Raw genomic sequence first — 24,059 nt, 5'->3', positions numbered from 1 at the left:
TACGCTCGACGGGTTGGCGATACCAATACTCAGTCGATGGCACCCCCTCTCATCCCCGCATTCAAGCCTGCGCGTCACCGCGATTCACTACCTGCGCTACGCGGTCGGTCCAGGAGCCGACGAACTCCTCTCGACCGCCCTCAGCGACGAAAAGCCGGCCGTGCGCTGGACCGCGGTCCAAGTCGTCGGACACCTGAGCTTGCGTCACCTACAGCCCCAGCTGGCAGCGCTACTGAAGACCGAAACCGACCCCACCGTCCTGATCAACCTTCGGAGGGTGGCACCCAGGCTCGCCGGACATCAGAGCTGAAGACGTCTTCCCGCGGACTCTCTACGACGGGCACCACGCCTTGTGCGCAGGACTTCAGACATCCGTGCAGGCGACTTCGGGAAACGACATCGGCGATTTTAGAACGTTGAGGTTTGGGGGCATGTGGGACGGTGGGCGGGACTTGAGGGTATGTCGGGACGGGGAGGGGTTCGGCGTGGATAGGGATGAGGTTGTTGCCGAGTTCGGGCGGTATCTGCGGCTTGAGCGGGATCTTTCTCCGCATACGGTGCGGGCATACCTGAGCGACGTCAGCTCTCTGCTTGATCACACGGGTGGGTCTGTTGAGCGTCTCGAAATCGGGGTGCTCAGGGAGTGGCTGGCTGGGCAGCATGCGGCTGGTAAGGCGCGGGCTACCTTGGCGCGCAGGACTGCTTGTGCTCGTACGTTCACGGCTTACTGCCATCGCCGGGGTTGGCTGTCGGGGGATCCGGGGTTGCTGCTTGGAAGTGCCAAGGCTCCTCGGCCGTTGCCGGCCGTGCTCGATCAGCGGCAGGCGGAGGCCGTTCTGGATGTGGCCTCGACTGGGGAGCCCAAGGAGCTGCGGGATCAAGCGCTTCTTGAGTTGTTGTACGCCACCGGCGTACGGGTGAGTGAGCTTTGCGCCCTTGATGTTGATGACGTAGACCGTGAGCGGAATGTCATCAGGGTGGTGGGCAAGGGGCGTAAGGAGCGTACGGTGCCGTTTGGGTTGCCCGCGCTACGGGCGTTGGACCGGTGGTGTATTCATGGGCGGTCCTTGTGGATGCGGGCCGGGTCGGGGCCGGCTCTCTTTCTGGGGGTTCGGGGTGGTCGCATTGATGCGGGGACCGTACGGCGAGTGGTGCATGCGCGGCTGGCACAAGTAGAGGGCGCGCCGGACATGGGGCCGCATGGGTTGCGGCACAGTGCGGCTACTCATCTGCTCGAAGGGGGTGCGGATCTGCGCAGCGTGCAGGAACTGCTTGGGCATGCGTCTCTGAACACTACGCAGATCTATACGCACGTCTCGATAGAGCGGCTCCGTGCGGCGTATCGGCAGGCGCATCCGCGGGCGTGATGGCAGAGGTCGTTGGTGATCTGGCGACCACCGTGATGGGTGAGCTGCTGAGCGTGGTGGCAGTGCTCTGGGCGGTTCCCGTTGTGGCGGTGGGGTCGAGCCGGGATATGGGTCTTGGGATCTCTCCCCGGTCTGCGCCTTTGAGGCTTGAACCGGTATGGGGAGGCTTGGGGCTCTCGAGCTGGCACAGGGGACCCTTGGGGCTCTCGAGCCGGCATGGGGACCCTTGGGGGCTCGAGCTGCGATGGTGAGGGATCTTGGGGTGGTTTGAGGCGCGAGGTGGAGTTGTCGGTGGGTTTAGCTGGGCGGTGCTGGTGAGCCTGGTCGGCGGCGTTTGCGAGCTTTGCTCCTGTGGTGTCGTCGCTTACGGTGCTGGCCTCTTGCGGGGCGGCGCTGAGTCGTACGGGTACGGCGTCTGCGGTGCAGGGCGGTGAGCAACAGGAGCGTTACTAGCAGCGCTCCAATGGCGATGATCGGGGTGCTGGTGAGAGGGGCCGAGGCTGCGCGTAGGAGGGACTGGGACGTCGGTTTGGTGTGGTGATGGCGGCGCAGCGTGATGGCGGTCAGGTTGGTTGGGTCGTCATTGAGATTCGGGTTGAGAGTGGGGGTGGTGGACTTCTGGGTTGTGGTGGTGAGGGGCACAACGGGGGCGGTTGTCCAGCGCGAACTCGTAGGGGTCTCGGAAGTGCTGAGGTTGGCGGCGGTTGTCTTGTGCGGGTTCGGGCTTGGCTCGGGGAGCGGGGCGTTCAGGAGGGGTTGGCGTCTGAGGGGGTTCGGGGCGTTCAGGAGTGGGAGGTTTCGGGGTCTGCGGGGGTTCGGGGCCGAGTCCTCGTTGGCCGTTGTGAGCGGCCAGAAGGGGAGGAGTCGGGTGGGGGAGTGGCCCAGGAGTTGAAGCGGGTTGAGGTAGCGGGCGGCGCGTATGAGGCCCCAGTGCAGGCATGACTCCTCGCAGTGGGGCTTTGAGGCTTCTAGGACGCCGATTTTGGCTCCGGGGGTGATGGGTTGCCCGCGGCGTACCGAGGGGGTCACCGGAAGGTACGTGGTGCGTAGGCCGCCTGGGTGGTCGATGGTGATCACGCCTTTTCCGGCGACCGGTCCGGCGAAGCGAATCGTGCCTGGGCCTGGTGCCAGGACCGGGGTTGTTGCGGGGGCGGCCAGGTCGATGCCGCGGTGGCCGGCGAGCCAGGGCTCAGGTGGTGGGGAGAAGCGGCGCACGATCCGGGGGTGTCCGTCCAATGGCCAGCGCCAGGTGGAGGGAGAGGCTCTTGCCGAGGGAGCGGGGGTGGGGAAGATCAAGGTCGCGGAGATGAGCGCTGTCAGGGTGGCGGCTCTTACGGGCGTTCTTGGGGATTTGCGTTCCGGTGGCGGTGTGGCTCTCGTTGAGCGGTTGTTGGGTGGTGGAGGTATGGGGTCGTTCGGGTGCTGGGCGATTGGTGGCGTGGTGTCCGTTGGGTGATCGTCGATTGGTGGGGGCTTGAGTTCTGCCTGGTGGACGTTGCTTGGTAGTGGTTTGGGTTCTGGTGACTGGTCCTTGCTCGGTGGTGGCGTAGGTCTTGATCGAAAACCGTTGGTTGCGGCGTTCGCGGGGCTTGGTCGATGACCGTTGGTTGGTGGTGGGGCGGGGCTTAGTCGGTACGCGTTGGTTAGTGGGGCGGGTCTTGGTCGGGAACCGTTGGTTGGTGGGGCGGGGCTAGGCCGGTGAGCGTTGGTTGGTGATGGTGCCGGATTTGTTCGGTGGTCGCCGGGTGGTGATGGGCTTGGTTGGTGGGGGTCTGGGGGTGGTGCCGTTGCTGTCGGGTGGTGGTTGGGTGTGCGTCTTGACCGGGGGTGCGCTGGTGGTGGTGGGGGGTTGGTTGTGGTGATTGTTGGCGCATGGGTGGAGGGCGGCGGCGGGGAGGCGGTGCGGGCGTTCATGGGTGGGAGTTTGGCGGGGGTGCCGGGGGTGGCGGAGCGGTGAACGTCGTTCTGTGGATATCGAAGGAAGGAGCGAGAGGGCTTGTGGATGAAGGAGTTGGGTGGTGGCGGAGGGGTGGGATGATGGAGGCGCCTTCGGAGTGGTTAGGACCAGGAATGGCGCTTGGATTCGATCAAGTGGTTCATGTGCGTGGGGAACGACGGAGCTGCGGGGCTTTGGTTCAAGGGTGCGGGCTTGGAGCGATGTGGGCGGAGAGGGGATGTCCAGATCCAGACCGAGCTCAGGGCGATGCCTGCCGCGCAGATGAGGATCACGGAGCGTAGACCGAGCAGTTCGGCCAGGAGGCCGCCGACGATACCGCCGAGGGCCAGGACGCCTTGAACGGCGAAGGTCATGGTGGCGTTCACTCGGCCGCGGAGCTCTGGTGAGGTTTCCCGGAGGATGATCGCGCCCATGCAGGTGGCGAAGGCTACGACTATGCCGCCTGCGATCGTTCCGGCGAGGGCGAGCATGGAGAGTTTCCACCACAGAGGGCCGTTCAGCAGGCCTACCGCGAGGATTTCCAGCGGGAAGAAGATCACTGAGACGAGAAGGATGCGGTTCTCGCCGTAGCGCTTGGACAGGTGGGCCGTTATCCAGGCGCCGAGCAGGCCGCCGACGCCGCCCAGGGCGATGAGGACGCCGATCAGGCCCTTGGGGATGCCGAGCGTGTTCAGCATGTAGAGCATGTAGACGGCTGTGTACGCCATGGCGAAGAAGTTGATCGTGACGCCTGCGCCTAGGAGAGCACGTAGTACCGGGTTGGTGACGCTGGCCTTCAGGCCCTCCACGACGTCGCGCCACATGCCTCGGGAGGTCGCGGCGGAGTTCTTCTCCGGGGTTCGGATGGTGCGAAGCAGTACGGCTGAGGTCAGGAACGACAATGCCTCCGCCAGTACGGCCAGCGGAGCCGTGAGGAGCTGTACCAAGAGCCCGGCCAGGCCGGGGCCACCGACGGACGCGACCGAGTAGGAGGCGTGGAAGCCTGCCATCGCCTCAGTTCGCTGGGCCGGGGCGACGACCGCTGCGACATGGGGGAAATTCGCCGCTTTGAAGAACACACCGGCTGTGCCGATCACGAGGGCTACGACGGTCAACCAGACGACATTCAGTACGCCGAGGAGCCAGGCGATGGAGATCGTGGCGGCGGCTGCGCAAGAGACGAGTTCGCAAGCGATCATCAGCGGGCGGTGGCGGGTCAGCCGGTCGGCGATGGCGCCTGACTGGAGGCCGAACAGAAGGGCTGGGACCGAGGCGGCGGCGGTCAGGATGCCCATCTGGGATGGAGAGGCGGTCAGCAAGGTGATGGCGGTCAGGGGGATGGCCAGCTTCGACACCTCGGAGCCGGTGACCGAGATCGTCCGGGCGGTCCAGAGGAGACGGTAGTCGCGCTGATTTCTGAGGGGGATGGGGGAAGGCGCGGTGGCTGTGGTCTGGTGATCGTTGCGCTTCGTCTTGTCGCTCTGTGCTGGTGGAGGATCGGTTTGTGCAGGAGCAGGGGCGGGTTCTGCCGGAGTGGGGTGGGTGGGCTTTTGTGCTTGCCCGGTGGGTTGGAGGGCGCTGGTGGGGTGGTGCTCTTCGGGCTGTGGTGGGGTGTGCGGTTGGTTGTGAAGGGAACGCTTCATAAGTGTGAAGATAATCCTTCATAGTTCTGAAGGCAATACTTCAGACCTCAAGGTGGGTACCTTTGGCACATGACGCGGGATAGTGACGGGCTCAGTGATCCCAAGGCGATGCGGGCGCTGGCTCATCCGGCGAGGCTGATGATTTTGAACCGGCTTGGTGTGGAGGGCAGCGCGACCGCTACCGAGGTGGCAGAGATCGCGGGGATCACACCCAGTGCTGCGAGTTATCACTTGCGGATGTTGGCCAAGTACGGGTTCGTGGAGGATGCGCCGCCGCGGGGGGATGGCCGGGAGCGGTTGTGGAAGCCCGTGGACAATCGGCTCAGCGTCGGGGTTCTGCCTGATGATCAACCGGAGGTTCGGGCTGCCAAGGTCTCATTGATCGCGGCGTTTCGGCGGGAGGCCAATGAGGAGGCGGAACGGGCTCTGGGCAATGTCGACAAGGAGCCTGAGGGCTGGCGTGATGCGACTTGGTTCAGTCGGTATCGGCTCAGGGTTGATGCTGAGGAACTGGCGTGGTTGAACCAGGAGATCGAGAAGTTGATCGAGCCGTACATCATTCAGCGCCGGAGTGAGGGGGTTGCGCCGGAGGGGGCCAGGGTCGCCGAGGCGCAGGTCAATCTGTTTCCGGTTATGGAGAGGGCGGCTCCGGGGTTGCCTACCGAGGATCATGATGCGGGCTGATCCTGGGTGCGTGCGGAAGGTCCTCTGGGTGCGGGTCTTCCTCGGTGGTGCGGGATGGAGTTCGGCTGCGGGCTGATGGGCGCGAGTACGGCCAGGGGTGCTTGTTTGGCACGGGCACCTCGACAGGGGTGACTCTGCGCCTGTGGTGGCGTGTGGCGCGCTTGGGGTGGCTCTGCGGTGTGGCTTTGCGTGTGCCTGGGGTGGTGGCGTGTGGCGTGCTTGGGGTGGTTTTGCGGTGTGCATGGGGTGGTGGCGTGAGGTGCGCTTGGGGTGGCTTTGCGGGGAGGCGGGGCCGGCGCTGGTGATCACAGCGTCGTTCTGGGGTTGAAGCTTGTGCGGGGTCGATTTTGGAGGCATTTGTGGGGGTGGGTGGGGTTGGGTCGAGGGGGAAATGTCCGTTTGACCGTAGACGGTCAGCCTGGGGTGGTGTGGGAGGTAGACTTTTCGGTGGCCTGTGACCACAGGCCGACTTCGCATGCCTCATTGCGGACCGCGCCATCGGTCCGGGCCATGTGGCCCGGCGGGAGCGGGTTCGGGGCATCAGGGCGGCAGACGACGCGCTGCTGCGACACAACCGAGAACCGCGCCCATCCGCAGGGCGCCAAGACCTGGAGGACCAGCACATGGCCCCCGTCGTCACCATGCGACAGCTGCTCGAGAGCGGCGTTCACTTCGGCCACCAGACTCGGCGCTGGAACCCGAAGATGAAGCGCTTCATCTTCACCGAGCGCAACGGCATTTACATCATCGACCTGCAGAAGTCTCTGTCGTACATCGACCGGGCCTATGACTTCGTGAAGGAGACGGTCGCCCACGGCGGCACGATCCTGTTCATCGGCACGAAGAAGCAGGCTCAGGAGGCGATCTCCGAGCAGGCCGCGCGGGTCGGCATGCCGTACGTCAACCAGCGTTGGCTGGGTGGCATGCTCACCAACTTCTCCACCGTGCACAAGAGGCTCCAGCGCCTGAAGGAGCTCGAGGAGCTCGACTTCGACAACGTCGCCGCCTCGGGGCTCACCAAGAAAGAGCTCCTGATGCGCCGCCGCGAGAAGGACAAGCTCGAGCGTACGCTCGGCGGTATCCGTGACATGGGCCGCGTGCCCAGTGCGGTGTGGATCGTCGACACCAAGAAGGAGCACATCGCGATCAGCGAGGCCAAGAAGCTTGGCATCCCTGTCGTCGCGATCCTCGACACCAACTGCGACCCCGACGAGGTCGACTACCCGATCCCGGGCAACGACGACGCCATTCGCGCCGTCGGCCTGCTGACCAGGGTCGTCGCCGACGGTGTCGCGGCCGGTCTCATGGCTCGCTCCGGCGCCGCTCGCGGTGACGAGAAGCCGGCCGCCGCCGAGCCGCTGGCCGAGTGGGAGCGCGAACTCATCGAGCAGGGCACCGGCGAGCGTGCGGCCGGCGAGGCCGAGGCTGCGCCTGCTCCCGAGGCCGCTGCGGCCGCTGAGGCTGCGCCTGCCCCTGAGGCCGAGGTCGCTCCTGAGGCCGACGTCGCTCCCGAGGTCGCTCCTGAGGTTGAGGCTGCTCCCGAGGTCGAGGCTGCTCCTGAGGCCGCCGCCGCCGAGGAAGTCGTCGAGGCTGCTGCTCCGGTCGAGGAGGCTCCGGCTGAGGAGACCCCGGCTGGTGAGGGCGAGAGCGACAAGCAGGCCTGACGCCTACGCCAGGATGCCTACCGCTCAGGTGCGGCTTCTGGATTGCGGCTTCGGGTCGGTGAATGTGTTCGGCTGCGGTGCCGGTTGGCGCCGACCGGTGAAAAGTTGTCCGGTCGCGGCGTCGGCTGGTGCCGGGCGGTGAATGCGTTCGGCCGTGGCACTGCGCTGGCTGCAGGGCCGTGGTGTCGCCAGGCTGTGGTGCCGCACGTAGGCACGACAGGCCGGCGATGTGACAGCTGAATAGGGGCAAGTCACCGGTGGCTGCGGGTCTTGGGGCGGCTGGTCAGGCAAGGGTTGCGTTCTGGCTCGGCAAATGGCTGGGTCGGGGCGGCATGCCGGACCGGCCGCTCCAAGGCTCGGACGGTAGGCCAGGGCTGGCTTCCGTGAAGCGGTGGCGGCCAGGATTGGCCTCCACAACGTGGTGGCGGTCAGGGCTGACCCTCCGTGAAGCGGTGGTGGCCAGGGCTGGCCCCACGACGTGGTGGCGGTCAGGGTTGACTCTCCGTGAAGCGGTAGCAACCAGCGCCGGCCTTCCGTGAAGTGGTGGCAGCTAGGGCTGACTTCCACGACGTGGGGCCAGGGTTGGCCTTCCGTGAAGTGGTGGTGGCCTGGGCTGACTTCCACGACGTGGTGGCGGCCTGGGTTGGCCTTCCGTGAAGCGGTGGTGGCCTGGGCTGGCTCCCGCGAGTTGCGGCCGGAAGGTTGCGGCTGAGTGCGGGGCGCGGCGCTGAGGTGAGGTCGTGGCCGGTGCGAGGCGGAAGCTGGGCCGAGGCGGAAGCTGGGCCGAGGCTGTGGCTGGTGTGAGTTGTGAGCCGGTGTGAGGCCCTGAGCTGAGGTGAGGCGGTGCTGAGGTGGTAAGCCGAAGCGAGGCTGGGCAGTATGCCGAGCGAAGCAGCAGCAAAAGCCGGGCTGACCCGAGCCCCGAGCAAGGCGCGACAATGCTCCCGTACGGCATCTACATGCCGTACGACCCCAGGGCGGGCCAAGATGCCCGCCCGATCCACGATGATGACGACGAAATCCCACAAGGAAAAAGAGCAATGGCTTCCGTGAACATGGCCGACGTCAAGCGGCTTCGCGAGATCACCGCTGCCGGCATGATGGACTGCAAGAGGGCGCTTGAGGAGTCCGAGGGCGACTTCGACCGCGCCATCGAGCTGCTGCGCCTCAAGGGCGCCAAGGACGTGGGCAAGCGCGAGGCCCGTACCGCGTCCAACGGCCTGGTCGCGCTCCAGCAGGACGGCGACTCCTCCGCAGCGCTGCTCGAACTCAACTGCGAGACCGACTTCGTGGCCAAGGGCGAGCGCTTCCAGGAGCTGGCCGGTCAGGTCGTGGCGCACATCCTCGCGACCAAGCCCGCCGACGTGGCGGCGCTGCTGGAGTCCTCTCTCGACGGCAAGCCCGTCAAGGAGCACCTCGACACCGCCAACGTCGCGCTCGGTGAGAAGATCGAGATCCGGCGCTTCGCGGTGCTGGAGGGCGGCTACATCGGCGCGTACATGCACAGGACCGACCCGGCGCTGCCGCCGGCGGTCGGTGTGCTGGTGCAGCTCGACAAGCCGAACGCCGAGGTCGCCAAGGACATCGCGCAGCACGCCGCCGCGATGGCGCCGCAGTACCTCAAGGCCGACTCCGTTCCCGTCGAGGTCGTCGAGAAGGAGCGCAAGCTCTTCGAGGAGATGACCCGCGAGGAGGGCAAGCCCGAGGCCGCCATCGGCAAGATCGTCGAGGGCCGCGTGAACGGCTGGTACAAGGACTTCACACTGCTGCAGCAGGCCTTTGTGAAGGAGAACAAGAAGAGCGTGGGCAAGTACGCCGATGAGAACGGCGTCGAGGTCCTTGCCTTTGTCCGCTTCAAGGTCGGTCAGGCTTAGGCTTAGGCAAGCTGCCCAGCTCAACGATCCACCGAATGAAGGAGGCCGCCGCCGTGCAGGACCACCGGGAGACAGCCCAAGAATCCACACGGACGGCGGTTTCCCCATCTCAAAACCCGCAAGGTCCACTCAGGTGGAAGCGGGTGATGCTGAAGCTGTCAGGAGAGGCGTTCGCCGGCAGCGAGCCGCTGGGCATCGATCCGGTGATCGTCGATCATCTGGCCGATTCGATCGCCGAGGCGGTCAAGGAGGGCGTGCAGGTCGCGGTGGTGGTCGGCGGGGGCAACATGTTCCGCGGCGCCACCCTGTCGCAGGGCGGCATCGACCGGGCCAGGGCCGACTACATGGGCATGCTCGGCACGGTCATCAACTGCCTGGCACTGCAGGACTTCCTCGAACGGCGGGGCGTGGAGACACGCGTGCAGACCGCCATCACCATGCAGCAGGTGGCCGAGCCGTTCCTGCCGCGTCGCGCGATCAGGCACCTCGAGAAGGGGCGCGTGGTCATCTTCGGCGCGGGGCTCGGTTCGCCCTACTTCTCCACCGACACGGCGGCGTCCCAGCGGGCCCTGGAGATCGGCGCCGAGGCGCTGCTCAAGGGCACGCAGGTGGACGGGATCTACGACTCCGATCCACGCAAGAACCCGGACGCGGTCAGGTTCGATCATCTGGACTACGGCGAGGTGCTGCTGCGGGATCTCGCGGTCATGGACGCCACCGCGATCAGCCTGTGCAAGGACAACGACCTGCCGATCGTCGTCTTCGACCTGATGGGCGAGGGCAACATCCTGCGAGCGGTACGCGGTGAGAAGATCGGCACGCTGGTGAGTCCCGCAGGCAAATGACGGAGCGAGCCCGACACCGCCAGCTAGAAGACAGGGAGCCGCTGTGATCGACGAAACCCTCCTCGAAGCAGAGGAAAAGATGGACAAGGCCGTCTCGGTCGCGAAGGAGGACTTCGCGAGCATCCGTACGGGCCGTGTCACCCCCTCGATGTTCAACAAGATCAACGCCGAGTACTACGGCACGCCGACGTCGATCCAGCAGTTGGCGTCGTTCCACGTGCCCGAGGCGCGCATGGTCATCATCCAGCCTTACGACAAGAGCTCGATGAGCGCGATCGAGCGGGCCATCCGCGACTCCGACCTCGGCGTCAACCCCACCGACGACGGCAACGTGATCCGGGTGACGTTCCCGGAGCTGTCCGAGGAGCGCCGCAAGGAGTACATCAAGGTCGCCAGGAACAAGGGCGAGCACGCCAAGGTGTCGATACGCAACATCCGCCGCTCCGCCAAGGAGATCCTCGACAAGATGATCAAGGATGGGGAGGCGGGCGAGGACGAGGTCAGGCGGGCCGAGAAGGAGCTCGACGACCTCACCCAGGCGCACGTCGCCAAGATCGACGAGCTGCTCAAGCACAAGGAAACCGAGCTGCTCGAAGTCTGAGCGGCGCGCCGCAGGCGGACCGTCTTCTGCGGGCCGCCGCAAGTAGCGGGTCCGCACTACGGCCCTCGCCCCGGTGGCGGGGGCCGTGGGCTCTTGGAGAACTCTGTGGATGAACGTACGGCTGGCACCAGCTCGAGCGGCGGCAGCCGTAGCGGAAGGAACCTGCCTGCCGCGATCGCGGTCGGCGTGGTGCTGGGCGCGCTCGTCATCGGCACCATCTACACGATCAAGGGGCTGTTCCTCCTGGTGGTCGTGGGGGCCGTCGGCGTCGGCGTGCTGGAGCTGATCAAGGCTTTCGCCACCCGCGACATCAAGGTCCCGGCGGTGCCGGTGCTGGCGGGCCTGGTGGCGATGCAGGCGGGGGCGTACTGGGGCGGGCCGGTCTGGTTGCTGGCCTCGTTCGCGGGGTTCGCGCTCGTGTTGCTGATCTGGCGGATGTTCAGCGACGGCACCGATGGTTACGTACGCGACGCGTCGGCGTCGGTGTTCACGCTGTTCTATCCCGCGATGCTGACCGCGTTCGTGGCGCTGCTGCTGTCGGAGCACGACGGCAACCACCGGGTGCTGATCTTCATCGCGGTGACCGTGGCGAGCGACATCGGCGGATACTTCGCGGGCGTGTTGTTCGGGCGGCACCAGATGACGTCGATCAGCCCGAAGAAGACCTGGGAGGGCTTGGCCGGGTCGCTCGTGGCGTGCACGGCGGTCGGGGGCTGGCTGGTGACGTGGCTGCTCGGCGGGGAGATCTGGCAGGGTGCGCTGATCGGCGCGCTGGGCGCGGTGCTGGCGACCGTGGGCGACCTGATCGAGTCGATGATCAAGCGGGATCTCGGCATCAAGGACCTGGGGACGATTCTGCCGGGGCATGGCGGGCTGATGGATCGGCTGGACTCGCTGGTGACGACGTTGGTGCCGGTCTGGTTGCTGATGACGCTCTTCTTCTGACCTTCTCTAGCGCCGCTGGGATTCCAGGGCTTGCGTGGTGACGGGGGAGAGCCAGAGCCACCGTACGGCCTCCCCGCCGAACGCGAATCCTGACATATCGGGCATGTGGGGTGGGTTGGCCTGCATGAGGACGCCCGTGTACTGCGGCCCCAGCGGGAACGTCGAAGGCTCGTGATACCACTTCGCCGTGTGCCCGTGGCCCAGCCACGTCACCGAGTGCCATGGATACTGCGACAACCACACCAGCAGCAGCGCCGCGTCCTTCGGGTCCTCCCTGGTGGCCACGGCCAGCTCGATCCTGGCGTACGCGCCGGGCTTGTCGATCCACTGCTCCACCGTCGGCATGCGCTGGCAGCTCATCCCGACCGTGGACAGCACGGTGAAGTTGCGGTCGTGGTGCGGGGGGCGTTCGGTGATGCCGACGGTCGGCAGTCGTTCGCCGCTGGCGTCCCAATAACGCCCCGCCGGGCCCAGCACCCGGTCCAGATGGCCCATCAGGAACTGCTGGAACGACGGCCACGACCCCTCGCCGTGTCGCCAGCGCCAGTAGGATCTGGCGTTCGAGATACGGGGCCGCAACCCTTCCAGCGCCTCCGACAGCGCCCAGGCGAACGGTGACTCGCCCACCGCGTCGCGCGCGTAGCCGGGCATGCCCCTGCTCATGTCGGCCCAGCCGGGGATGACTGCCAGCAGGTCGTCGTCCTCGTAGAGGGCCACGCCGTCGCCCTCCTCGAACCACAGCGGGCTGAGTTGCCCGAGCGGCCGGCGGCCCTCGGGGTGCTGGGTGTTGGGCCTGGGCATCAGCGGCAGGCCGGCGTTGATGCGCGCGAGGTCCACGACGGGCGGGGCGGGGCGATGGTTGGCCAGCCAGACCGCTCCGTGGACCGTGCCGTCAGGCGAGCACAGGTAAGCTACCGAGGAGTCCTCGTCCCGCTCGACCACGAGCGTCCGGCTCCCGTAGGGGTTGCCGGCGGCGAGTACGACCTCGGTGCCTCCCTCGCCGGATGCCGACCGAAAAATCGCCATACGAGATGACTGTAGATCGAGTGGAGACCAAGACGCGAGCCGTACCGTGACCAGGAATGCCACCTCCGATCCGAACGTTCACTACCCTGGTCGACAACCCCTCAAGCAAAGGCAGTAACCGTGTCCCAGCCAGCAGGCCAGCTCACCTTCGTCGGGCCCAGGCGGGCCAAGCCCGCCCGGCACCTGGCCGACCTGTCGATGGCCGACAGGCGGGCCGCGGTCACCGAGCTCGGCGAGAAGGCCTTCCGCGCCGACCAGCTCTCGCGCCACTACTTCGAGCGTCTGACCACCGACGTGAGCGCGATGACCGACCTGCCCGCCGCGGCCAGGGAGAGGTTGTCGGCGCTGCTGCCCGACCTGCTCACGCCGGTCAAGGAGCTGGCCACCGACGGGGGCACGACGCGTAAGACGTTGTGGCGGCTGTTCGACGGGGCGCTGGTCGAGTCGGTGCTCATGCGCTATCCCGACCGGGTCACGATGTGCGTGTCGTCGCAGGCCGGTTGCGGCATGAACTGTCCGTTCTGTGCCACTGGCCAGGCCGGGCTGACCCGCAACATGTCGACCGCCGAGATCGTCGAGCAGGTCGTGTCCGGGGCTCGCGCGCTGGCCGCCGGTGAGGTTCCCGGCGGGCCGGGGCGGGTCAGCAACGTCGTGTTCATGGGCATGGGCGAGCCGCTGGCCAACTACAAGCAGGTGATCGGCGCGGTCCGCCGCATGGTGGAGCCGTCGCCGCACGGGCTCGGCATCTCCGCGCGCGGGGTCACGGTCTCGACCGTCGGGCTGGTGCCCGCCATCGGCAAGCTCGCCGACGAGGGGCTGCCGGTGACGCTGGCGCTGTCGTTGCACGCCCCGGACGACGAACTGCGCGACACGCTGGTGCCGATCAACACGCGGTGGAAGGTCGCCGAGGTGCTCGACGCCGCCTGGTCCTACGCGGCCAGGACCAAGCGGCGGGTCTCGATCGAGTACGCGCTGATCAAGGACATCAACGACCAGGAGTGGCGGGCCGACCTGCTCGGCAAGATGGTCAAGAACAAGCTCGTGCACGTCAACCTGATCCCGCTCAACCCGACCCCCGGCTCGAAGTGGACGGCTTCGCGGCCGGAGGACGAGCGGGCGTTCGTGCGCCGGTTGGAGTTCCACGGCGTTCCCGTGACGGTGCGCGACACGCGGGGCCGCGAGATCGACGGGGCCTGCGGGCAACTCGCCGCCGCCGAGTAGTGCCTAAGCCCTGAGCCGCCGCCACGCGTACACGCCCAGGCCCACCAGGCACCAGGCTAGCGAGATCGCGGCGAGCGGGGGGAGCGGGGCGGTGAGGGCGCCGGAGTTGGCGGCCTTCATCCACGAGATGAGCGGCACCGTGAGCCAGTAGAGCGACGAGGCGCTGAGCAGCAGCATCGCCAGGAAGCCGAAGACCAGAGCCATGATCGAGATGGCGGGAGAGGGCAGGATGGCGCGGCTGGTGAGGGCGCCGAGGGCGGTGCCGGTCAGCGCGGACAGTCCGTACAGGAACAGGGCGGTGCCCAGCAGGCCGGGCGACGGTGAGCCGGTGATGCCGAGCAGGAGGGCCCAGAGCAGGGCGATCGCGGCGAAGACGGCACACGCCACGAAAGCCGCCAGCAGCCCCGCGGTCGCCTCCTTGCCCCGCCCGCCGACCTGGATCGCCGACATCTCGCGCTGCCGGTCGGGCTCGGTGTCGAGCAGGCTCCTGGCCGCCCAGGCCAGGATCGGGACGATGAGCACGGCCCCGTCCGTGAGCACGGCGGCCTCCTCGCCCCTCGGCGCCCGGCTGCCGTGCACGATCGCCAGCATGGCCAGGGTGAGGAGCAGAGCCTGGAAGACGCGGTGCGAGCGAACGTAGGCGGCCAGGCGGTAGGCGGACAGGGCGATCATCCGTTGCTCTCCTCGATCTCGCGGGCCTGGTAGCCCTCGTCGCGCACCCTGGCCAGGAAACGCGGGAGCTCGTCGGCGGGCAGGGTGACGGCCACGGTGGCGTGAGAGCGCTCGACGGGAGTCACGGTCCCCTCCTTGAGGTGGCCGTCCACCATGGACCAGTGGCGCAGGCCCGGCAGGCCGCGCAGGCCGCCCTGGTGGTCGCTGACGATGACGATGCCGCCCCGGCCCGCCACCTCGGTCGCGATCACGGGCAGCGTCTCGCGCGTGTCCACGTCCAGGCCGGCGAACGGCTCGTCCAGGATCAGCAGCCCCGGTTCGGCCATCAGCGCCTGCACCAGGCCGACCTTGTGCGCGCTGCCCTTCGACAGGTCGCTCAGCGGGGTGTTGAGGAGGTGGCCCATGGTCAGGCGCTCGGCCCATGGCTCCCAGCGGGCGCCGCCGCGTACGCGGGACATGTGCCGCAGGTACGCCGTCACCGTGAACGGCTGGTCCGTGGGGAAACGGTCGGGGGCGAAGCCGACGACCGGGGGCCGGCCGGCGATCGTGCCCGTGGTCGGCCTGGCGAGGCCGGACAGGAGACGGAGGAGGGTGGACTTGCCCGCTCCGTTCACGCCGGTCAGCTCGATCACCTCGCCGGAGGTGAGATCGGCGTCGGCTTCTTCGATGACGAGAGGATCACGTCTTCGGTAGCGGAAGGAGACATTGGACAGACGCATGGTCCAGTAACGGTATATGTCGGGTCGCAGGACCGTGATAAAAGGTCCGACAATAGAGGAACCCCAGCACATCTCAAGAGGAGTGAGGCTTGAACCGCTTTCCGCGCGTCATGGGTATGCGTTCAGGCTATGACCCCGTCGAAGTGGACGCCCTGATCGGGCGGATCGAATCGACTCTCGGACGGGGCACGCATGCTCTGGAGCCCGTCTCCGCGGACGAGGTCCGCGGCGCCACGTTCCGCGCCAAACGCGGCGGCTACCAGGAGACCGCGGTGGACTTCGCCCTGGAGGCGTTCGTCGTGGCGCTGGAGACCCAGGCCAAGCGCCCCGTACGCCTGGCCATGGCCGAGCCCACCGGCGAAATGCTCCGTGAGGAGTGGTTCGAGACCCAGGCCGCCAGGGTCGAACGCGTGGCCTTCCGGCCCGGCCGCATGGGCACCGGCTACAACGAGGACGAGATCGACGCCGTCCTCGACCGGATCGTGGCCACCTTGCGCGGCACGACCGACTATCCGATGACGGCCAAGGAGGTGAGGGAGGCGAAGTTCTCGACTGTGATGTTCAGGTCCGGCTATCTGATCGCGGACGTGGACTCGTTCCTCGCGGGCATCGCCGACGTCCTGGAACAGCGGGCCTGAGCCCCTGCCTTGGAAACGGCGGGCCTGAGCGCCTGCCCTGGAACAGCGGGCCTGAGCCCCTGCCCTCGGACGGCGGGCCTGAGCCTCTGCCCTGGAAACGGCGGGCCTGAGCGCCTGCCTTGGGAACGGCGGGCCTGAGCCCCTGCCCTGGAAACGGCAGGGTCTGAGCGCCCCTGCCCTCCGAACAGCGGGCCCCGCCGCTGGAAAGCGGTCTGAGCCCGCCTCCCGGCTACGGTGGTCAGCGGGTCCGAGTCCGGCCTCGCGCTACCGCGCCCGGCCGCTCTGAGCCGCTTCGACCGCTTCGAGCAGCCCGTGCAGGTCGGGCTGGACCTGCTGGAGGATGGTCGCGTCGGCCGGCTCGGCGTCGTGGCGGTTGATCCAGACGCGGGGCAGGCCGAGTCGATGCGCGGGCACCATGTCGTGGAAGTAGCTCTGGGCCACGTGCACCCACACCTCCGGCTCGTAGGAGCTCCCGAACAGCTCGAAGTGCGCCTCCGACGGCTTGTACGCCCCCGCGTCCTCCGAGGTCACCACCGCCTCGAACGGCACCGGCAACCGCCGTCGCGTCCCGGCGATGAGGTCGCGGTCGCAGTTCGTCAGCAGCGCCAGCCGCCACCCGGCCGCGCGCAGCGCCGACAGCTCGGCCCCCACCTCGGGGAACACGGGCCAGTACGGCAGCGTCGTCCCCAGCACCGAGGCGTCGTCCGCGCCCAGCTCCACCTTCTCCTCGGCGCACGCCCTGCGCAGCGCCTCGGCCAGCACGTCGCGGTAACGCATCGCGGGCGACTCCGCCTGGACGTCGGCCTCGTGCCGGATGTAGGTCTCCAGCAGCCGCGCCCCCTGCCCGGGAGCGATCAGGTCGGCACCGGTGAGGATGCCGTGCCGCCAGTCGACCAGAGTTCCGAAACAGTCGAACGTAACCCATCTCATAGAACTCATAATGTCGGTCATGGCGATCTCCGTGCGTGCCATCGGGCCCGACGATCTGTCCTTGGTCTCCCGCGTGCTAACCGAGAGCTGGGGCGGCACGACCCTGATGGTCCTGGGGCGGGGCGAGCTGGTGAACGCGGCGGCGCTGCCCGGCTTCGTCGCCGAACTGGACGGGGAGGCGGCCGGCGTCGTCACGTACGCCGAGAGCGAGGGCTCTGTGGAGATCGCCACGCTCGACGCCGTGCTGCCCGGCAAGGGGGTAGGCAGGGCGCTGCTCGACGCGGTGCGCGCGGTGGCCGTCGAGCGGGCCGCGGACCGGCTGTGGCTGGTCACCACCAACGACAACACCACGCCCTGCGCTTCTACCAGCGCTACGGCTTCGATCTCGTCGCCCTGCGCAGGAACGCCATGGATCGGGTGCGGGCCGGCAAGCCCGGCATCCCGGCCGAGTCCGACGGGATCCCGATCAGGCATGAGCTCGAGCTAGAGCTGCTCCTCTGAGCGCAGAATGCGGCCGAGCGCGTCCGCGAGCGCGACCGGGCCGCGCTCGCTGTGGAGCGCGTCCGCGAGTGTGACCGGGCCGTGCTCGTTGTCGAGCGTTTCCGGGTGCGCGGCTGGTTCGCCGTCGCAGCGCCAGGCGACGTAGCCGTCAGGGCGCACGAGCACGGCGGTGGCGCCGTCGTACCGCGATCGCCAGACGTCCTCGACGTCGATCAGATCCGCGCCGATGCGGTAGGCCCGCACGCCCTCGACCTCGCGCGCCGCGCGCGCCCACGCCTCGCTCTGCGTGAGGAGCACGAAGGAGTCGTGGAACAGGTCGTGTACGCCGATCCGCCGCCCGTCCTGGTCGAGCCAGAGGTGCGGGGCCCTGGTGCCGGGACGGGCGTACTGCGCCACCCCGTCGCCGAACACCGTGCCGGGGCCGTCGCCGATCATGGCGGTGGAGGTGTAACGCTGGCCCAGGATGCACAGGATCGGGTCCATCGGGTCCTGGTCCGGGTTGGGGCCGAAGCGGGCGGCCTGGCTGCGTACCGTGAGGTCGGACAACTCCAGGGCGACCGGGCGGCGTTCGGCCTCGTAGGTGTCGAGCAGTGCCTCCGAGGCGCGCCCCGCGAGCACGGCGGCCAGCTTCCAGGCCAGGTTGTGCGCGTCCTGCACGGCCGAGTTCGCGCCCAGCGCGCCCGCCGGCGGCCACACGTGCGCGGCGTCGCCGACCAGGAAGATCCGGCCGTCGCGGTACCGGTCCGCCACGTGGACGGCCTCCTGCCAGGACGCCTTGCTGACGATGTCCACCGGCACGTCGCGCCCGATGAGGGCCTTGGCCGTGGCGACGCAGCGCTCGTCGGTGTAGTCGTCCGGCGACTCCGTGTCCGGGTCGTAGGCCAGGGCGAGGCCCCAGTGATCGGGCAGCGCGTGGGAGGCCAGCGCACCTGAGGCGTCGGCGCCGGGCCCGCCGATGATCCAGAACAGGGCCCGCTTGTCGATGATGTCGGATAGATCGGACTTGACGACAATCGAGACGTAGCTCCGCAGAACGCCGAGCCCCTCACGCCCGATGCCGCACCACTCCCTGATCGAGCTGCGGAAGCCGTCGGCGGCGATCACGTATTGGGCCCGGTAGGTGAGCCGCTCCCCGCTCTGGAGATCCCGCGCCACGACCGTGACCCCGTCGGCGCCGGGCTCGACGGACTCGCACTGGGTGTTGAACCGCAGCTCCGCGCCCCGGTCGCGGGCGGCCTGGGCCAGAACTGGCTCCACCGTGCTCTGGTCGGCCAGGCCGAACTCGCCCGCGGTCAGCTCGGGCAGGGTGCGCGGCGCGTCGGCGTCGTAGATCCAGTGCCACTCGTCGGTCAGAGTCGTGCAGCGGGCCACGCCCGACTCCTCGTCGAAGGGGCGGCCGGCCTCCTTGACGAGCTGCTCCAGGCCGAGCGGCCGGTAGATCTCCATGGTGCGCGGGTTGATGCCGCGGGCCCGGCCGAGGATCGAGACGCCGAGGTGGCGGTCGACGAGAGCGCAGCGCACGCCGTGGTGGGCGAGGAACAGGGCTGAGGCGAGTCCGGCGTAGCCGCCGCCGACGATCAGGACGGGGACTTCGGTGTGCTGTGTCATGGCCTGATAGTCACACTGCAACTAGTTTCATGTCAACTAGTTCATTTGGGGCTAGTATCGAGGCATGGCAATCGATCGAGGGTCTCCACTCGCCCTGACCGTGCTGGGGTTGCTGCAGTACCAGCCGCTGCATCCGTACGGAATCCAGCGGCTGATCAAGCAGTGGGGCAAGGACCTGGTGGTCAACGTGGGCCAGCGGGCCGGGCTCTACCGGACCATCGAGCGGCTCGGGAAGGCGGGGCTGATCCGGGTCAGGGAGACTGGGCGCGATCAGCAGTACCCGGAGCGGACCGTCTACGAGATCACCGAGGACGGGCGGGTGACGTTGCGGAGCTGGCTGGATGAGATGCTGGCCACGCCCAAGCAGGAGTTTCCGCAGTTCCCGGCGGCGTTGTCGACCGCGCTCATGCTCCTCCCCGACGAGCTGGCCCAGGCGCTCGAACGGCGGGAGCAGGCCGTCGCCCGCACGCTGGCCGGGCTCGACGAGGGGCTGGCCGACGAGAGTGTGCCGCGGGTGGCGGTGCTGGAGCTGGAATACCTGCGCGCGGTGACGGAGGCGGAGATCCGCTGGTTGCGAGGGGTGATCGACGACCTGCGGGGCGGACGGCTGACCTGGTCACTCGAGGGTCTGGAGGCGGCCGCAGCAGCTCGGGAGTGAGACAGCCGCCAACAACGAGGGCAGCCGCCGACAACGAGGGCAGCCGCCAACGATGAGGGCGGTCGCCTCAGCTCGGGAGTGACCGCGGGTGGCGGAGCAGGGCGACGAGGACCGACGTCACAGGGGCGGCCAGGAACGCGCCCGCGATCCCGGCGATCACGCTGCCCACCGTGATCGCGACCAGGATGACCGCGCCAGGCAGGTCGAGGGCCTTGCCGTAGATCTGCGGCGCCAGCACATGCCCCTCGATCTGCTGCACCGCCAGGGTCACCGCGACCACGATCAGCGCCACCAGCCACCCCTTCGCCACGAGCGCCACCACGGCCGCCAGCAGCCCGGCCATGAACGCCCCGACCACCGGCAGGAACGCCCCCACGAAGGTCAGCACCGCCAGCGGCAGCGCCACGGGCACGCCCAGGATCCACAGCGCCATCCCGATGAAGAACCCGTCCACCAGCCCCACGATCGCGACCCCGCGGATGTAGCGGCCGATCACCGAGAAGATCAGGTCACCGGTCGCGGTCAGGCGCGCCCTGGCGGGGGCGGGGGTGAGCTCCACCAGCCAGTGGAAGAGCCGGTCGCCGCCGTGCACGAAGTAGACCGACAGGATGACCGCCAGGACCGCGCCGACGACGATCTCGCCGACCGTCCTGACCCCGGCCAGCGCCCCGGTGGTGATCTGGCGGCCCTGCGTGGAGAAGTATTCCCTGGCCTGCGCCACGAGCTGCTGGTCGTTGAGGCCGAGCCGGGCGGTCAGGTTGTGCAGGTCGTCGAGCACCTTGCCGACGCTGTCGCGCAGCTCGGTCAGGCTGTCCACGGTCGGCGGCACCAGCAGCGCGGCCAGCGCGCCCGCCAGCAGCAGGCCGCCGACGAAGACGATCGTGGTGGCCGCCGCCCGCCCGAGCCCGCGCTTGACGAGCCATCGGGCGGGGGGCAGCAGCAGCGCGGTGAGGAAGACGCCGATGACGATCGAGATGGCCACCGTCCGCACGTGGTAGAGGCAGAAGAAGACCACCGCGGTGACCGCGATCCAACCGAGCAGCCGCCACGGCCTCATCCTCTGCCCCCCATCGTGCCTGGTCAGAGGCGTTCCCCCAGGTGATCGGCGGCAACCCTGATCAGCCGGGCGGGGCCAGGTGCGGGCGCTGGGAGCGCTTGTTCGTCTCGTACGTCTCCCGCGCCGCGTACGTGGCACTCGTCGTCGCCACCTGCGCCACGGGCACGTCCCACCACGCATCGGAGGAGGGCACGTCGTCCGCCAGCCGGTCGGTGCGGACGTAGATCACGGTGGTCTCCGTCGCCGAGCGGGCCGTGTCGAGCGCCTTGCGCAGGTCGGCGACCGTCTCCGGGCGGAGCACAGAGGCGCCCAGGCTGGCCGCGTTGGCCGCCAGGTCCACCGGCAGCGGGCCGCCGTCGCGGCGCTGGTAGGAGGTGCCGAGCCGCTCCGCGCCGACGCTCTCCGACAGGCGGCCGATGGAGGCGAAGCCGGAGTTGTCGACCAGGACCACGACCAGCTTGATCCCCTCGGAGACGGCCGTGACGAGCTCCTGGGCCATCATCAGGTACGAGCCGTCGCCCACCAGCACGAACACCTCGCGCTCAGGGACCGCCCGCTTCACGCCCAGGCCGCCGGCGATCTCGTAGCCCATGCAGGAGTAGCCGTACTCGACGTGGTAGCTGCCCGGGCCGCTGGGCCGCCAGAGTTTGTGCAGGTCGCCGGGCATCGACCCGGCCGCGCACACCACCACGCCGTCGTCGCCGGCCGCCGCGTTGACCGCGCCGATCACCGCGGACTGGGGCAGGGGCGAGCCCTCCAGCGCGTACGCCTCGTCCACGGCCGAGTCCCATGCCCGCGTCAGCTCGGCTGCCCGCTCGCGGTAGGCGGCGGGCGTGCTCCAGCCCGCGCACGCCTCTGCCAGGTCGGCCAGCCCCTCGCGGGCGTCGGCGACCACCTGCAGGCCCGACAGCTTGGCGGCGTCGAAGCCGGTGATGTTGAGGTTCACGAATCGGGCGTCGGGGGCGAAGATCGTACGGGAGGCGGTGGTGAAGTCGCTGTAGCGGGTGCCGACGCCGATGATCAGGTCGGCGTCGCGGGCCAGCGCGTTGGCGGCCGTGGTGCCCGTCGCGCCGATGGCGCCCAGCGCGAGCGGATGGCCGTAGGGGAGCGCGCCCTTGCCCGCCTGCGTCTCGGCCACCGGCACCCCGCACGCCTCGGCGAAGGCCCGCAACTGGTCGGTGGCCTCGCTGTAGATCGTCCCGCCGCCGGCCACGATCAGCGGCCGCTCGGCCGACCTGATCAGCTCGGCGGCCCGCGCGAGGGCCGATCGTTCCGGCCGCGGCCTGGGGATGTGCCAGACGCGGCGGGCGAACAGCTCATCCGGCCAGTCGAACGCCTCGGCCTGCACGTCCTGCGGCAACGCCAGCGTCACCGCGCCCGTCTCGGCGGGGTCGGTGAGCACCCGGAGGGCGGCCAGCAGCGCGGACGGGAGTTGTTCCGGGCGGTTGATCCGGTCCCAGTAGCGGGAGACCGGCTTGAAGCAGTCGTTGACCGAGATGTCGTAGGAACGCTGGTCCTCCAGTTCCTGGAGCACCGGGCCCGCGACGCGGGTGGAGAAGATGTCGCCGGGCAGCAGCAGGACGGGCAGCCGGTTGATCGTCGCGCCCGCCGCGCCGGTGATCATGTTGGTCGCGCCGGGGCCGATCGAGGTGGTGCAGGCCAGCGTGGCCAGGCGGTTGCCGGCCCGGGCGTAGGCGGCGGCCGTGTGCACCATCGCCTGCTCGTTGCGGCTGAGGTAGTAGGGCAGGTCCTCGTTGGAGGTGGCCAGCGCCTGGCCGAGGCCGGCGACGTTGCCGTGGCCGAAGATGCCGGTGCAGCCGCCGAAGAACCGGCGCTCCACGCCGTCGCGCTCGCTCCACTGGTGGGCCAGGAAGCGTACGACGGCCTGCGCGACGGTCAGCCGGATCATGGGTTCCTCCCGAACGGCAGTCTGGGGTCGGTGGGCTGATCCTCCCAGGAGGAGCGGATCCAGGCGTGGCGGGGGTCGTCGCAGAACGCCATCGAACGTTGCTCCGCGGGGCCGGCCAGGACGTTCAGGTAGTAGAGGTCGTAGCCGGGGGCGGCCATGGAGGGGCCGTGGTAGCCGTAGGGGACGAGCACCACGTCGCCGGAGGAGACCTCGGCGAGGGTGTCGATCCGGCCGCCCTCCGAGGAGTAGACCCGCTGGTAGCCGATGCCCTGGCCGGCCACCTCGAAGTAGTAGATCTCCTCCAGCACCGCCTCGCCCGGGTTGGGGGTGTCGTGCTTGTGGGGCGGGTAGGAGGACCAGTTGCCCGCCGGGGTGAGGACCTCCACCGCCATGAGCTTGTCGCACTCGAAGGCGTCGGGCGCGCAGAAGTTGTTCACCTGGCGGCTGGCCTGGCCCGCGCCTCTGATCTCCACGGAGACCTCGGCGGCGGCGACGTAGCGGGGTTCGAACGAGCGGGTGGCGCGGGCCGAGGGGAACGCGATCCGCCCCGTACCCTCCACGGTCACAGGCGTAGAAATCGGGATATAGGCGAAATCGGAGGGGCCGTCGAAGACCGAGGCCCTGCCCGACAGGACGAACCTCTCGCCCGGGGTCGTGACCGTGCACGAGCCCGACAGGGGCAGGACGAGCACTTCCTCCTCACCGGTGTCGAACGACACGGAGGAGGAGGTCAGGTCCGCCGTGCGCAGGCCCGAGTAGGTCCAGCCGGCCAGGGACGGGGTGATCTCCACCGACCAGGGGCCACCGGCGGTCTTGCCGAAGGGCAGATAGCTCATGCGCGGGCCTCTCGCACCAGAGCCGCGGCGCCGTCCACCGCGGTCGTCACGTCGTCGTCCGGAGGATAGAGGAGGGCACGGCCGACCACGAGTCCACGGACGCCCGGCAGCGAGAGGGCGCGGTGCCAGTCCGCGTAGGCGGCGTCGATGTCGGGCGGGTCGCCCCCGAGCAGCAACGCGGGCAGCGTGGTGGCGGCCATCACGCGCTCCATCTCCGCCACGGCCGGGATCTTGAGCCAGGTGTAGGCGGAGGTCACGCCGAGGGCCTGGGCGATGCTGATCGCGCGGATCACGGCGTCGGGCGACAGGTCGTTGCGCAGCGCGCCCGATTCCGAACGCGACGACCAGAACGGCTCCACCATGGCCACCAGCCGCCTGCGGGCCAGGTCGGTGACCGCGTGGGCGCACGACTCCAGCGTGGCCACGGTGGCGTGGTCGGAGGGGTCGATGCGGCAGAGCATCTTGCCGCCGTCGAGCCGCATGGCCTCGATCGAGTCGGCGTCGAAGCCGGTGAAACGGTCGTCGAGCTCGAAGACCGAGCCCTGCAGGCCGCCCCTGTTCATGGAGCCGAAGGCCAGTTTGCCCTCCAGGGCGCCCAGCAGGAGCAGGTCCTCCAGGACGTCGGGAGAGGCCAGGATGCCGTCCACGCCCGGCCTGGACAACGCCAGCCGGAGACGTTCGAGCAGGTCGATGATGGCCAGGTGCCCGGGGCCGTCGCGGTGGAT

At 68.7% G+C, this 24,059-nt stretch carries 23 protein-coding genes and 1 pseudogene; 13 read left to right on the top strand and 11 right to left on the bottom strand.

The genetic code is table 11. The features are described 5' to 3' along the window. Positions 1-13: 13 nt before the first annotated feature. The 3 genes from ACFPZ3_RS46825 (at position 14) to ACFPZ3_RS46815 (ending at position 2,259) form a co-directional block, all read left to right on the top strand. The gene (locus tag ACFPZ3_RS46825; protein WP_379520879.1) at positions 14-310 is read left to right on the top strand and encodes a HEAT repeat domain-containing protein; all 297 of its coding nucleotides are present in this window, start codon (positions 14-16) and stop codon (positions 308-310) included. Positions 311-431: 121 nt separating this feature from the next. Beyond that, positions 432-1,367: a tyrosine recombinase XerC gene (locus ACFPZ3_RS46820; RefSeq protein WP_379520888.1), complete on the top strand. Its 936-nt coding sequence runs from the start codon at positions 432-434 to the stop codon at positions 1,365-1,367. A gap of 610 nt (positions 1,368-1,977) precedes the next feature. Further along, complete coding sequence (locus ACFPZ3_RS46815; protein ID WP_379520890.1) at positions 1,978-2,259, top strand: hypothetical protein; 282 nt, start codon at positions 1,978-1,980, stop codon at positions 2,257-2,259. A gap of 14 nt (positions 2,260-2,273) precedes the next feature. Here the strand turns inward: ACFPZ3_RS46815 and ACFPZ3_RS46810 are convergent. Both ACFPZ3_RS46810 and ACFPZ3_RS46805 read right to left on the bottom strand, forming a co-directional pair. Continuing rightward, positions 2,274-3,281, bottom strand: a pseudogene (locus ACFPZ3_RS46810) (M23 family metallopeptidase); the annotation flags it as partial. 144 nt (positions 3,282-3,425) lie between these two features. After that, positions 3,426-4,946 carry an MFS transporter gene (locus ACFPZ3_RS46805; RefSeq protein WP_379520878.1) on the bottom strand — a complete coding sequence of 507 codons (1,521 nt, stop codon included), beginning with the start codon at positions 4,944-4,946 and terminating at the stop codon, positions 3,426-3,428. Between the two features lie 69 nt (positions 4,947-5,015). Between ACFPZ3_RS46805 and ACFPZ3_RS46800 the strand changes: the two genes are divergently transcribed. From ACFPZ3_RS46800 to ACFPZ3_RS46775, 6 genes are all read left to right on the top strand, one after another. Continuing rightward, complete coding sequence (locus tag ACFPZ3_RS46800) at positions 5,016-5,630, top strand: ArsR/SmtB family transcription factor (protein ID WP_379520877.1); 615 nt, start codon at positions 5,016-5,018, stop codon at positions 5,628-5,630. A gap of 623 nt (positions 5,631-6,253) precedes the next feature. Beyond that, positions 6,254-7,294, top strand: coding sequence for a 30S ribosomal protein S2 (gene rpsB / locus ACFPZ3_RS46795; protein WP_379520876.1), 1,041 nt, complete (start codon positions 6,254-6,256; stop codon positions 7,292-7,294). Between the two features lie 1,040 nt (positions 7,295-8,334). Next, complete coding sequence (tsf, locus tag ACFPZ3_RS46790; protein ID WP_379520875.1) at positions 8,335-9,168, top strand: translation elongation factor Ts; 834 nt, start codon at positions 8,335-8,337, stop codon at positions 9,166-9,168. A 146-nt stretch (positions 9,169-9,314) separates the two neighbouring features. Next, entirely contained in the window at positions 9,315-10,013 is a 699-nt protein-coding gene (gene pyrH / locus ACFPZ3_RS46785; RefSeq protein ID WP_219912434.1) for a UMP kinase, read from the top strand. 43 nt (positions 10,014-10,056) lie between these two features. Continuing rightward, on the top strand, positions 10,057-10,614 hold the full coding sequence (gene frr, locus ACFPZ3_RS46780) for a ribosome recycling factor (protein WP_379520874.1): 558 nt from the start codon (positions 10,057-10,059) through the stop codon (positions 10,612-10,614). A 105-nt stretch (positions 10,615-10,719) separates the two neighbouring features. Then, a complete protein-coding gene (locus ACFPZ3_RS46775) occupies positions 10,720-11,559 on the top strand; it encodes a phosphatidate cytidylyltransferase (RefSeq protein WP_379520873.1) in 840 nt (279 codons plus the stop codon). A 6-nt stretch (positions 11,560-11,565) separates the two neighbouring features. Here ACFPZ3_RS46775 and ACFPZ3_RS46770 read toward each other — a convergent pair whose 3' ends face one another. Continuing rightward, a complete protein-coding gene (locus ACFPZ3_RS46770; protein ID WP_379520872.1) occupies positions 11,566-12,585 on the bottom strand; it encodes a suppressor of fused domain protein in 1,020 nt (339 codons plus the stop codon). Positions 12,586-12,705: 120 nt separating this feature from the next. On the opposite strand from ACFPZ3_RS46770, the gene rlmN reads away from it, so the two are divergent. Next, the gene (gene rlmN, locus ACFPZ3_RS46765) at positions 12,706-13,806 is read left to right on the top strand and encodes a dual-specificity RNA methyltransferase RlmN (protein ID WP_379520871.1); all 1,101 of its coding nucleotides are present in this window, start codon (positions 12,706-12,708) and stop codon (positions 13,804-13,806) included. 3 nt (positions 13,807-13,809) lie between these two features. On the opposite strand, the gene ACFPZ3_RS46760 is transcribed toward rlmN, so the two are convergent. Both ACFPZ3_RS46760 and ACFPZ3_RS46755 read right to left on the bottom strand, forming a co-directional pair. Beyond that, positions 13,810-14,478, bottom strand: coding sequence for a hypothetical protein (locus ACFPZ3_RS46760; RefSeq protein WP_379520870.1), 669 nt, complete (start codon positions 14,476-14,478; stop codon positions 13,810-13,812). Beyond that, complete coding sequence (locus ACFPZ3_RS46755) at positions 14,475-15,197, bottom strand: ABC transporter ATP-binding protein (RefSeq protein WP_379520869.1); 723 nt, start codon at positions 15,195-15,197, stop codon at positions 14,475-14,477. The genes ACFPZ3_RS46760 and ACFPZ3_RS46755 overlap by 4 nt, the downstream gene beginning before the upstream one ends. Before the next feature lie 89 nt (positions 15,198-15,286). Here ACFPZ3_RS46755 and ACFPZ3_RS46750 point away from each other — a divergent pair, with 89 nt between their 5' ends. After that, complete coding sequence (locus tag ACFPZ3_RS46750; RefSeq protein ID WP_379520868.1) at positions 15,287-15,835, top strand: DivIVA domain-containing protein; 549 nt, start codon at positions 15,287-15,289, stop codon at positions 15,833-15,835. 264 nt (positions 15,836-16,099) lie between these two features. Here ACFPZ3_RS46750 and ACFPZ3_RS46745 read toward each other — a convergent pair whose 3' ends face one another. Then, positions 16,100-16,765, bottom strand: a complete 666-nt coding sequence (locus tag ACFPZ3_RS46745) for an HAD-IA family hydrolase (RefSeq protein ID WP_379520867.1) — start codon at positions 16,763-16,765, stop codon at positions 16,100-16,102. A gap of 19 nt (positions 16,766-16,784) precedes the next feature. On the opposite strand from ACFPZ3_RS46745, the gene ACFPZ3_RS46740 reads away from it, so the two are divergent. Continuing rightward, a complete protein-coding gene (locus ACFPZ3_RS46740; protein WP_379520866.1) occupies positions 16,785-17,252 on the top strand; it encodes a GNAT family N-acetyltransferase in 468 nt (155 codons plus the stop codon). Here ACFPZ3_RS46740 and ACFPZ3_RS46735 read toward each other — a convergent pair. After that, positions 17,249-18,874: an FAD-dependent monooxygenase gene (locus ACFPZ3_RS46735; RefSeq protein ID WP_379520865.1), complete on the bottom strand. Its 1,626-nt coding sequence runs from the start codon at positions 18,872-18,874 to the stop codon at positions 17,249-17,251. The genes ACFPZ3_RS46740 and ACFPZ3_RS46735 overlap by 4 nt on opposite strands. 64 nt (positions 18,875-18,938) lie before the next feature. Here ACFPZ3_RS46735 and ACFPZ3_RS46730 point away from each other — a divergent pair, with 64 nt between their 5' ends. Further along, the gene (locus tag ACFPZ3_RS46730; protein ID WP_379520864.1) at positions 18,939-19,532 is read left to right on the top strand and encodes a PadR family transcriptional regulator; all 594 of its coding nucleotides are present in this window, start codon (positions 18,939-18,941) and stop codon (positions 19,530-19,532) included. A gap of 67 nt (positions 19,533-19,599) precedes the next feature. On the opposite strand, the gene ACFPZ3_RS46725 is transcribed toward ACFPZ3_RS46730, so the two are convergent. From ACFPZ3_RS46725 to ACFPZ3_RS46710, 4 genes are all read right to left on the bottom strand, one after another. After that, positions 19,600-20,589 carry an AI-2E family transporter gene (locus tag ACFPZ3_RS46725; RefSeq protein ID WP_379520863.1) on the bottom strand — a complete coding sequence of 330 codons (990 nt, stop codon included), beginning with the start codon at positions 20,587-20,589 and terminating at the stop codon, positions 19,600-19,602. Positions 20,590-20,650: 61 nt separating this feature from the next. Beyond that, a complete protein-coding gene (gene iolD, locus ACFPZ3_RS46720; RefSeq protein WP_379520862.1) occupies positions 20,651-22,498 on the bottom strand; it encodes a 3D-(3,5/4)-trihydroxycyclohexane-1,2-dione acylhydrolase (decyclizing) in 1,848 nt (615 codons plus the stop codon). Then, positions 22,495-23,334, bottom strand: coding sequence for a 5-deoxy-glucuronate isomerase (iolB, locus tag ACFPZ3_RS46715; RefSeq protein WP_379520861.1), 840 nt, complete (start codon positions 23,332-23,334; stop codon positions 22,495-22,497). The genes iolD and iolB overlap by 4 nt, the downstream gene beginning before the upstream one ends. Then, a partial coding sequence (locus ACFPZ3_RS46710; protein ID WP_379520860.1) for a Cgl0159 family (beta/alpha)8-fold protein occupies positions 23,331-24,059 on the bottom strand: 729 nt, incomplete at its 5' end. The genes ACFPZ3_RS46710 and iolB, both read right to left, overlap by 4 nt.

This window comes from Nonomuraea insulae, assembly GCF_042656245.1.
The sequence above is the reverse complement of the archived record's forward strand: the minus strand, read 5'-3'. Positions and strand labels throughout refer to the sequence as shown.